This is a genomic window from Synechococcus sp. H55.2 (genome assembly GCF_047462495.1).
In the GTDB taxonomy this organism is placed as follows: domain Bacteria; phylum Cyanobacteriota; class Cyanobacteriia; order Thermostichales; family Thermostichaceae; genus Thermostichus.
The window spans coordinates 1-9,122 of sequence record NZ_JANSJH010000103.1 but is presented as its reverse complement, the minus strand read 5'-3'; the positions used below and the strand labels follow the sequence as shown (position 1 = coordinate 9,122).

Below are 9,122 nucleotides of genomic sequence, written 5' to 3'. Positions count from 1 at the left end.
TCAAACAGCACCTTGCGGTTGGGCACCGGCTCTTTCAACTGGATAAACGCCCCAAAAGTCCCCAACACAAAGGGCACCGGGATGAAGTAGGGCAGCGAGGTTTTGATGCCATGGCGGCGGGCCACCCAATAGCGCATCCACTCATGGGATCCCAGAATGGCCAGGATCCCCACCGCATAGGGCAGCCCCTTCATCAGCGAGGGCAGATGCAGCAGCCGGTCAGGGCTGACCCCAGCCGCCTGGGCCCCAGCACTCAGGGTGGTCCAGAAGGTGAACAGCAATAGCCCCAGAGCCAGCACAGGCAACTCTCGACCATCCGCCAGAGAGCGCCGCGCCGCCGGGTTGGGCACCAGGGCAAAAAAAGGCTTGCCGGCAAACCCCTCCTGCAGCACCACCAAGAAGCGTTTGCCAAAAGTGTTTTCTACATTGCGCTGTACCCGCTCATAGGCTTCGGTGGGATCCGCCCGCAAATTGCCCCGGCAGATAATCGCCTGGGGACGGTACTCCACGTTTTGCAAATAAAAAACGTTCCAGGGGAAGCAGTGGTTGAGCTTTTCCCGCGGCACTTCGGAAATGGGGGTGTGGGCAAGAGCCAGCGAGACCGGATCGGCGGCGCTGTCTTCTTCCTCTTCCTCCGGCTCAGATTCTGCAGCCAGAGAAGGATCCCCTTCTGGCGCCTCAGGCCGGGGGTCTGTGGGTCGAATGCCCCCTCGCCGCACCAAGGTCATGCTGATAAAGTAAGAGGTGAGAAAGAGCACCAACATCAGCAACGGGGGCACTTCGTACTGAAGCACCTGCCGCCCCAGCACCCAAACCAAGGGGGGCAGCATCATCACCAGCCACAGGATCCGCCACGGCACCTTGGAGAGGCGGGCCACACTTTTTTGCAGCAGCAGGTAGGTTGCAGAACCCACCAGTGCCAACAGGATCCAATCTGCCATGAGTTGCAAAAAACAGAGGAGAACGCCTCTACCAAGCTAGCGGCAAACCCAATCTCCCTGCTATGGCCAGCAGGAGGGATCCCTCAGGAGCCAAACTTTTGCTTGGCCTGCTCGTAAACTGCCACCGTGATCTTCTGGATCCCGGCTTCGCGGGCAAACTGTTCAATCTTCCTACGGGCAGCCGGACGCACAAAGAAGGGGATTTCTTTAAGGCGCGCCTCTGCTTCTGGCGTCCACTCTATCGCTTCGTCCATCCCCCATGCCCTCAACGCAACATCCACGCCGGCAGGAGAGTGTGCCCTGTCATGCCTCGCAGGGTGAAATAGACAAACAGCAGCAACAGCAGGGATCCCAGTGTAACCAGGGCCGCCGCCGCCGGACTTTTGCGATACAAACCAACAAAAGGCTGGAGGCCAGCCCAGATCCCCCCCAGCAAAACGGTAACGAAGTAAGTGGGGTAACGGGAGACATTCTCCACAAATTGGTCTTCCAGTCTGCGGGGAGGCTGCGGTTGTGGCATGAGCGGCTCGAAGCCCAACTCCTTTTTCCTCAGTGTGCCACAGATAGCTGTCGTTGACACACTCCCTCGCCTGAAGCTTGGGTCTCAGTCGCCAGACTACTGGGTTTTTTGAGCGGTTAACCACCCACCCACGCCGTTTGGTTCACCCCCTCCGCAAGGGGAAAGCCTATCATTTCCGCGTATCAGAAAGAACATCCATTTGACAGGGAGTGGTTGGAGCCTAGGGGAGACCGCGTAGATTCAGGAAACCGAGAACCTGATATGGTAGGCGTTATCCTGCCTGCTTTGCCCTTTTGCTCAGCGCGGCCACCCTCTTCTGGACTGATGCGAGAATTGCCCTCTGATGCTTCCAATCGTGCCGGCGTACCGTTTGGGGATCAGACCCTGGCGTTGATGCGTGTCCAGGAAGCCTTGGATCAACTGGAAGCGGCCATTCTCAGCAGCCCTCGCCTGTTCTGGTCTCGCACGCTCATTGAAGAAGAAAGCATTTTGGAGCAGTTGGACTTTATCCGCCTCAACTTGCCAACAGCCCTAGAGGAAGCGGAAGAATTGCTGCGCCAGCGGGATCGGATTTTGGCCGAGGCCAATCGCTATGCCCAAGAAATCGTAGCCATGGCCCAACGCAGAGCCGAGCAGCTTCTCAACGAATCGACCATCCTGCGGCAAGCCCAAGCCCAGGCGGAGCAGTTGTTGCAACAAACCTATCAACAGAGCGAGGAAGTGCGGCGGCAGACACTGCAGGAATCAGAGCGCCTGCAGCGGGAAGCCCACCGTTACGTGGATCAGGTTTTGCAAGACCTGGAGTTGCGGTTGTTGGAATCGTTGCGAGTGATCCGCAACGGGCGGCAAAATCTTCAGGCCTGAGTTCTTGGCTGGGGACTGTCCACTTGTCCATTTTTAAGTCAATATAGGGGTAGCATCCAAGCTTGCCTGCCCTGCGGATTCGTGGTAGCCAAACTGGCCTCCGACAGGAAAGACGACGATAAGTCTTGGATGTGCTGGCAGGAACTCGACCCGCTGCAGACTGCTGTTGCGCTGAAGGGATCCTGGCCCTTTGCGCCGGCTTAGAGCAGTTCTTCTTCGCTTACCCAAGAGCACGTGGCACTCTTTTCAGCGATTGCTCCAGAACTGTACCCATCGGGCCACTTTCACAGCGGGCTCGGCCTTTGGCCTGCGAGTTCCGGCTTTGACCCTTGTTGGGAAGCCACTCTGTCGTTTAGGAGATTCTATGCCTAGTGAACCCAAAACCCGTAAGAGCCGTGAAAGTGTCAACCCACGCCCGCGCGACCGTCGCCGTGAAGCTGCCAAAGGCAGCAAAGAGGCAGGTTCAGCCACCGCCCTCTCTCTGCCGAAGTTAATCCAAGAAAATGCCGTGCTCCAATCTCGCAGCCAGTTGTTGTTGATGTACAGTGACTTCCAAACCGAAATGCCCAACGATGGCAAAACCGGTGTGGGCACCTGGCTACAGTCTCGGCTTAAGGAGCACGGCATGCCCAGCCTGATGCGTTTTGGCCCCCGCTCTCGCCCCCAGGTTTTCCGCCGCGATGAATTTCGCGAGTGGATTGCGCTGGCTCTGACCTCTGTGAACCCTCAAGGCGATACTGCCCCCTGAAGGCAGCCGAGCTAGGCCGTGAGGGGAAGTTGAGCAGTACGTTCAGAGGCTGACGGCCCAGGGATCCCGTTGCGGGAAGAGGGTGAACTGGGCTTTTCTACATCCGGCAGCAGCAGGTCCCGAATGAGGCGGGCTGCCGAGCGTTGCAACCAGCGGGAGGCCAATTGCCGGCCCAGTTGTTGGGCTTCCGGCTTGGCGGCCACTTTGGCGACGATGGGCAGAAGCTGCAGCGGCTGAAAGGTCGGGTTGCGGCTGAGGAGTTCCCACAGACGCTGCAAATGAGCCAAGCCGTCTGAGGTGCCGTTCCCTGAGCTGGAGAACAGCACATCCACCAGGCGCTCCCGCAGGAAAGCCCCCCGCTCAGAAAAGATAAACTCGACGGCTTTTTCTAGGGATCCCTGCAGGTCAAAATCTTCGCTGTTGGCGGCGTTGCGCAGCAGGTTCTCCAGGCGGTTCCAGCGAAATTGCCCTTGGTTAAACAGCAGCTCCCGCAGGGAGGTGCGCAGCTCTGGGGCCGGGTCGGTGAGCAGGCGCTGGGCCACATAGGGATAGGCCACACTCAACACTTTGAAGTTGGGATCCAAGCCGATGGCGATCCCCTCCAGGGTAAGCAAAGAGCGGATGATCAGGGCGTAGTAGGCGGGCACGCGGAAGGGAAAATCGTACATCACCCCCGAGAGCCTATCCGTGATGCTTTTAAAATTCAGCTCGGCCACGGAGCTGCCCAGGGCCTCGGCAAAGACAGCCTCCAAAGCGGGGATGATGGGGGTGAGATCCGTGTCGGGATCCAGAAACTCCAGATCCACGTAGTCCTGGGCCAAGGCGACAAAATCCCGGTTCACCAAATGGACAATGGCCTTGATCAGGCCGTAGCGCTGGTGGGGCTGGATGGTGCTCATCATGCCGAAATCGATGTAGGCCAGCCGCCCGTCGTACATGGCCAAGAGGTTGCCTGGGTGGGGGTCAGCGTGGAAAAAGCCATGCTCCAAAAGCTGCTTAAGGGAGCAGTTGACCCCGATCTCGATCAGGTGCCGCCCGTCCAGCCCTGCGGCAGTGATTTTGTCGAGCTGGGTCAGCTTGATGCCGTCGATCCACTCCATCGTCAGCACTTTGGTGCGGGTGTACTCCCAGTAAATTTTGGGGGCGTAGATGGAGGGGTGGCGGTACAGCTCCAGGAAGCGCTCGGCGTTGCGGCCTTCCTGGGTGTAGTCCATCTCTTCGTACAGCCGCCCGGCGAATTCATCGACAATGCCCACCAAGTCGCTGCGGATGCGGCGGAAGGTGCGCTTGGCCCAGGCGGCCAGGCTGCGGATGATGTACATGTCGAGGGAGATGCGCCCGATCAAATCGGGCCGCTGCACCTTGACGGCAACTTTCTCGCCCGTGTGCAGATAGGCTTGGTAAACCTGCCCCAGGCTGGCGGCGGCAATCGGCTCGGGGCTGATTTCTCGAAAGATTTTGTCTGTGGGTTGGCCGATCTCCGACTCGATGAGGGCAAAAGCAACGGCATTCTCGAAGGGGGGCAGCTCATCCTGAAGCTTGGCCAGTTCCTCTAAAAACAGGGGCGAAACCAGATCGGGACGGGTGGAGAGGGCTTGGCCGATTTTGATGGCCGTCGGCCCCAATTGCGTGAGGATCTCCCGCAGTCGAATCGCGTGTTGGGGGCGATGCTTCTGCTCCACTCCTCGCCAGCGATCCCAAAACACCCAGGCCAACAAGCCCAAAAAGGGGGTGATCAACTGAAAGAGACGCCCCAGCACCAGATCCCAGCGCCCCCGATATTGCCTGGCCAATTGCTCTGGGTCGTAGCGCAGGCTTGACTGCGAAACCGACCCTGGCGGGATGGGCAAAGCCGGAGAACCTGCCGCCGCGGAACCCAAGTTATGCTGTCTCGCTGCTGGTGTTGACAGTGTTACGCCCATAGAAACCCCAACGGATCCCGTAACACATCTTAACTTGCTGACTCAACCTAGCGACTCTTGGAGGCAGCCACCGGCTCGCTGCATCAGATGGATGGTTATTGCAAATCAGGTTAAGACACTCCCCAAGCGCTTTGCGCCGCTTCCCTCACCCCCGGCTCCTCCCCAAAAGGGAGAGGGGAGTTGACAGCGGCTCACCTGGGGGTGAGCTGTCACTAGAATGGGAAAATTGCAACAGCTGCCTTTGTGTCTGGATCCCGCACGCTACCGCCTGCTGAGCCGAGTTTAACTGGGTTTGCAGCCCTCAAGGCGCGGCATCTGCTGTTGGCCTTCGTGTTGATCAACCTGGGTGTAGGTTTGGGAGCTATCGCTTTGGCCAAACTGTTGCATCTCCCCTCGGACGACCCGCTGCTGGCCTACCTTATCTATTGCTCTACCTTCGTCATCACCTGTATTTGGAGCTGGCGACGGGGGCAGCAGGCCCATTTGCAGATGAGGCGGCTGTGGGGCAACTGGCGGGCTGCTGTTCCCTGGGGATCCCTGCTGCGGGTGGTGTTGGCTTTGGTGGTGCTCTCCACGGGCACAACTTTGTTGATGCTCTACCTGGTGTCGCTGCCTGCACCGGAGCTGGCGGAGTCAATGCTCCACTCGCTGGGGGAAAAGGATAGGGAAATGCCCTGGCCGCAGGTGTATCAAGGGTTACGCTGGCTCTCGATTGTGGTGGTGGCCCCCATAACGGAGGAGTGGCTATTTCGCGGCATTTTGCTCCACCGCTGGGGCCTCAAGTGGGGTCTCTCCAGGGGGCTGCTGGCTTCCTCCATTGTCTTTGGCCTGCTGCACCCCAACCCGATCGGGCTGACGGTATTCGGCTTGGTGATGGGCCTGTTCTACCTGCAAACTCGCTCCCTCAGCTTGCCTGTCCTGGCTCATGCCTTGAACAATCTCCTAGCCTTGGCGCTGGGATCCTGGGCAGGCGAGGGAATGGAGCAAGCCGATCCGATCGGGGTTTTTCACCTCTACTCCGGCCTGGTTTGTCTGGTTGTGTCTGGGTTCATTTTGGTTCCTTTCGTTCGCTTTCATTGGCCAAAGCGTGGGGCTCGCTTGCCCTATTTCCTGAACTGCTGAGTGTGGATCTCCGTGCATTTCTACCTTGATTTCCCCCTTGCCTGACAGGTGAGCGCTGCTGTGGAGTCTCCTGTGAGAATGGCGGAGACTTTGATAAGGAATGCAAAAAAAACGCCGAAAACTGTTACTCGATCCCGCGAAAAAGCCACGGGGATAGGGATATCCTGAAATAGGCAGCAATAGATTCCCGTGCAAAGTTTAGCTGTGGCTCGCTCGCCGATTGGGTGGCCGTTGGGCCAGTGGGTCAACCCAGAGGGGCAACATGGAAAGGCGGTCTTTTCTGCAAACATTGATCCTGGTTGCTGCCAGCCTTGGCCTCTCCCCTGGCTGGTTGGCGGGTCAGGCTGAGCGCTATGGCCAAGCTTTGGCGGCTGGCTCCCGCAAGTTGGCTCTCTTGATAGGTATTAACCGCTACCCTGGTGAGGGATCCGCGCTACAGGGCTGTGTGACCGATGTGGAGCTGCAGCGGGAGCTGCTCCTGAATCGCTTTGGCTTTGACCCGGCAGAGATTCTCACCCTCACCGATGGGGCCGCCACGCCGAGTGGGATCCAAGCGGCCTTTGCGGAGCACTTGGGGGGTTCAAGTCAGGCGGCGGAAACAGTGGTCGTGCAGTTCAGCGGCTACGGCCAGTGGCGGGCGGGATCGGCGCCAGGCCAGTGGCAGCCGGTGCTCCTGTTGTCTGGCTCTGAAGGAATGGCAGCGATGAAGCTAGACAGCTTTTTCCGGCTTTTGGAAGGCTTGGGTACCGCCCAGATCACCACTTTGTTGGACTGTGGCTTCACCCATATCTCGCCGTCGGTGCGAGGCAATTTGCAACTGCGTTCCCGCCCCCCAGCCGGGAAAGGAGCAGGATCTGCCGCCTCAGACTCCTCGGAACTGCAGCGGGTTTGGCCGTCTCCGCCCAAGGGCTTGTTGATTGCCGCCACCACCCCCCAAGACTTGGCAGCAGAAGCCGCTTGGCCAGGATTCTACGCTGGAGTACTCACCTATCTGCTGACGCAGTACCTGTGGGAAAGCACACCTGCCACTCGCCTGCTGGTGGCCTTCAACCAAGTGGCCAGCCGGCGGGAGCTGGGCCTGTTTGCCTGTCAGCGCCCCATCTTGGAGGGCAAAGAAACGGCTCGACGCATCCCGCCCTACTTCCTCACCCCCCCTCAGGTGGCAGTCAGCGGCGTGATCCAGGAAGTGAAGGGGAATCGGGCTCAGGTGTGGCTGGGTGGGATCCCACCGGCGGCGCTGGGTGGTCTGCAGCCGGGTACTCTTTTGGCTCCCCTTTCCACCGCCTCGTCGGTGCCGCTGCTGATTCGTTCTCGCAGCGGGCTGTTGGCCCAGGTGCAGCCGGCCAACGGGGAAGGTCAATTTCCCCCCGTGGGCACGCTGGTGCGGGAGCAGTTGCGCAGCCTCTCCAGCAGCCTCAAGCTTTTGGTGGGTCTGGAAGACAACTTGGGTCGCGTTGAAAAAGTGGATCTGACCAACGCCATCGCTGGCTACAGCTGGATGGAGACAGCTAACCCGCGCGAGCGCCAGGTGGATTGCCTGCTGGGTCGCATTACTCCAGAAATGGCCGCTGCCTTTCAAGCAGACGCTCTGCCCAAGCCTTTGGAAGTCAACGGCTACAGCCTCTTTTGGCCGGGTCGAGAATTGCTGCTCAATTCCTGCGGGCCGGCTGGGGAAGCTGCGGCTATGGCGGTGCAACGGCTGGTGCCTCGTCTAGCCCATCTGCTGGCAGCCAAGCGCCTGCGGACTACCCTCAACGCCGCGATCTCGCCGCTGGCGGTGGTGGGGGAATTGTCCACCAGAAGTAAAGCCCCCTTGCGGGGGTCACGGCTTGCCCAAGGGGCTGCTGCCGAGCCAGGCATACTACGCTTTATGCGCGGGGATCCCTTGCATCTCACCCTGCGCAACGAAGGCGAGCAGGATCTGTTCGGCTACCTGTTGATGGTCGATTCCAGCGGGCAACTGCACCTGTTGGCTCCCGTGCCCCAGGAGGACTTTGCCCTGCCACTGCGTCTAGAGGCCAAGGGCAGCCTGACTTTGCCACCCCTGCCTGAGGTGGCCGGTGAGTCGCGCTCTGCCGTCAATCCCGATCTGCTCACCTGCCATGCCCAGGGGCTGACCGAGCTATTGTTTGTGGCCAGTACTCGCCCCTTGTCGGCCAGCTTGGAAGCCCTCAAAGCCATGGTCCGTCAGCAGGGGATAACCCGTTCGCCGATGTTGCTCAGCAAACCGCTGGAGTGGACGCAGATGCTGCTAGAAGAGCTGACCCGTCGTCCGCCAGAAGGGGATCCCGACCTGCGCTGGCTGGATCCCAGCCAGGCTGTTACCCTTTCCCTCACCTATTTGCTGGTTTAGCTCAGCAGCAGGGCAAACAGGCCACAGAGGGCAATGCCGTCGAAAACGCCGGCCCCGCCAATGCTGAGAATGCCCGAGCAATTGCGCCGCAACACTTCCGGCAGGTGCAGCAGATCGGCTCCAATCACCGTGCCCAAAACCCCGCCGGCAAAGGCCACCGCCGGCGCCTGATCCCCCGCCCAGAATAGAGCGGCTAGGGCTGCCGTGGCCGGCGCAACTAGCGGATTCATCTGAATGCCGATCCCGGGCACCACGTGGGAAGCGTAGTAGCTAACCACCGTTACCAGTGCCGTTACGGCCAGGATCAACAGCCCATCAGCCCGCCCAAATTGGTACAGGGCCAAGAGCACCGGGATCAGCCCTCCACCCACGTTGAGGGCAACCACCGTCTCCTGAGAGATCTTGGCCAACGGGATCCCCCAAAATTGCCGCATCCACAGGCTGGCCAGGTCTTCTACTAGGGTTACCTCGCACTTGACGCGGTAGAGAGGAATATTGACCGAGCTGCCCACCAAGATGGCCAGCAGCAGCAACAGCGCCCCCTCCCGCGAGAACCCCAGCTTCCCCACCGCCAGCGCCACCACGTCCACCGCTAGCCCCAGCCAGAGGAAGGGCAGCAGCAGCACCAGCATGAAAAACAGCAACAGCGAGA

At 59.8% G+C, this 9,122-nt stretch carries 9 protein-coding genes; 4 read left to right on the top strand and 5 right to left on the bottom strand.

What is annotated here, in order from left to right:
* The 3 genes from NW844_RS11030 to NW844_RS11020 all read right to left on the bottom strand — a co-directional run.
* The coding region (locus tag NW844_RS11030; protein WP_414335645.1) for a site-2 protease family protein at nucleotides 1–941 on the bottom strand (941 nt) is incomplete at its 3' end.
* Between the two features lie 83 nt (nucleotides 942–1,024).
* Nucleotides 1,025–1,195 (bottom strand): PCP reductase family protein, encoded by a 171-nt coding sequence (locus NW844_RS11025; protein WP_414335643.1) that lies wholly within the window; start codon nucleotides 1,193–1,195, stop codon nucleotides 1,025–1,027.
* An 11-nt stretch (nucleotides 1,196–1,206) separates the two neighbouring features.
* Entirely contained in the window at nucleotides 1,207–1,461 is a 255-nt protein-coding gene (locus tag NW844_RS11020) for a DUF751 family protein (protein WP_414335641.1), read from the bottom strand.
* Nucleotides 1,462–1,722: 261 nt separating this feature from the next.
* Here NW844_RS11020 and NW844_RS11015 point away from each other — a divergent pair, with 261 nt between their 5' ends.
* Both NW844_RS11015 and NW844_RS11010 read left to right on the top strand, forming a co-directional pair.
* Nucleotides 1,723–2,325 (top strand): hypothetical protein, encoded by a 603-nt coding sequence (locus tag NW844_RS11015; protein WP_414335640.1) that lies wholly within the window; start codon nucleotides 1,723–1,725, stop codon nucleotides 2,323–2,325.
* 364 nt (nucleotides 2,326–2,689) lie between these two features.
* Nucleotides 2,690–3,073: a hypothetical protein gene (locus NW844_RS11010; protein WP_414335638.1), complete on the top strand. Its 384-nt coding sequence runs from the start codon at nucleotides 2,690–2,692 to the stop codon at nucleotides 3,071–3,073.
* 11 nt (nucleotides 3,074–3,084) lie between these two features.
* Here NW844_RS11010 and NW844_RS11005 read toward each other — a convergent pair whose 3' ends face one another.
* Nucleotides 3,085–4,995, bottom strand: a complete 1,911-nt coding sequence (locus NW844_RS11005; RefSeq protein WP_414335636.1) for an ABC1 kinase family protein — start codon at nucleotides 4,993–4,995, stop codon at nucleotides 3,085–3,087.
* Nucleotides 4,996–5,238: 243 nt separating this feature from the next.
* Here NW844_RS11005 and NW844_RS11000 point away from each other — a divergent pair, with 243 nt between their 5' ends.
* Nucleotides 5,239–6,117, top strand: a complete 879-nt coding sequence (locus tag NW844_RS11000; RefSeq protein ID WP_414335634.1) for a lysostaphin resistance A-like protein — start codon at nucleotides 5,239–5,241, stop codon at nucleotides 6,115–6,117.
* A 262-nt stretch (nucleotides 6,118–6,379) separates the two neighbouring features.
* Nucleotides 6,380–8,470 (top strand): caspase family protein, encoded by a 2,091-nt coding sequence (locus NW844_RS10995; protein WP_414335632.1) that lies wholly within the window; start codon nucleotides 6,380–6,382, stop codon nucleotides 8,468–8,470.
* Here NW844_RS10995 and NW844_RS10990 read toward each other — a convergent pair.
* Nucleotides 8,467–9,122: DUF1614 domain-containing protein (locus NW844_RS10990; RefSeq protein WP_414335631.1), on the bottom strand; the 656-nt coding region annotated here is incomplete at its 5' end. The two genes, NW844_RS10995 and NW844_RS10990, sit on opposite strands and share 4 nt — an antisense overlap.

Excerpts from the sequence above, each read along its gene's own strand:
- NW844_RS11025 (WP_414335643.1), bottom strand. The coding sequence starts at position 1,195 with ATGGACGAAGCGATAGAGTGGACGCCAGAAGCAGAGGCGCGCCTTAAA.
- NW844_RS11020 (WP_414335641.1), bottom strand. The coding sequence starts at position 1,461 with ATGCCACAACCGCAGCCTCCCCGCAGACTGGAAGACCAATTTGTGGAG.
- NW844_RS11015 (WP_414335640.1), top strand. The coding sequence starts at position 1,723 with ATGGTAGGCGTTATCCTGCCTGCTTTGCCCTTTTGCTCAGCGCGGCCA.
- NW844_RS11010 (WP_414335638.1), top strand. The coding sequence starts at position 2,690 with ATGCCTAGTGAACCCAAAACCCGTAAGAGCCGTGAAAGTGTCAACCCA.
- NW844_RS11005 (WP_414335636.1), bottom strand. The coding sequence starts at position 4,995 with ATGGGCGTAACACTGTCAACACCAGCAGCGAGACAGCATAACTTGGGT.
- NW844_RS10995 (WP_414335632.1), top strand. The coding sequence starts at position 6,380 with ATGGAAAGGCGGTCTTTTCTGCAAACATTGATCCTGGTTGCTGCCAGC.